Origin of the sequence: Oceanobacillus saliphilus (genome assembly GCF_023522835.1) — a bacterium.
Classification (GTDB): Bacteria; Bacillota; Bacilli; order Bacillales; family Amphibacillaceae; genus Oceanobacillus; species Oceanobacillus saliphilus.
The window spans coordinates 1-278 of record NZ_JALCZU010000085.1 but is presented as its reverse complement, the minus strand read 5'-3'; the positions used below and the strand labels follow the sequence as shown (position 1 = coordinate 278).

Annotated in this window: 1 protein-coding gene; it reads right to left on the bottom strand. The window is 53.6% G+C overall.

Annotation, left to right across the window (positions count from 1 at the left end):
• Positions 1–230 (bottom strand): reverse transcriptase domain-containing protein (locus MN204_RS21625; protein ID WP_368858693.1); only part of this gene is annotated, 230 nt, incomplete at its 3' end.
• Between the last annotated feature and the right edge of the window lie 48 nt (positions 231–278).

Sequence of the window (278 nt, the reverse complement as noted above, 5' to 3'; positions counted from 1 at the left end):
AGGAATTTGACTTTCGTGGCGTTCCGTACCACCTTGTCTTCGTTTACTCGGACGAGGCTTTCCTTAAGCGTGCGTCGGACGGCGCTTTCTCGTTCTTCGAGTTGTTGGGGGGTATCTCCGAAGATAAGGATGTCGTCGATGTAGCAGGCGGTGTAACGCTTGTGCTTGCTCAGGACTTCGTCTACGAATCTTTGGAAGGCACTGGGGCCTGAGGAGATCCCGAATGGCATGACGGTGAATTCGAACACTCCATGACTGCAAGCAAAGGCGGTCTTGGG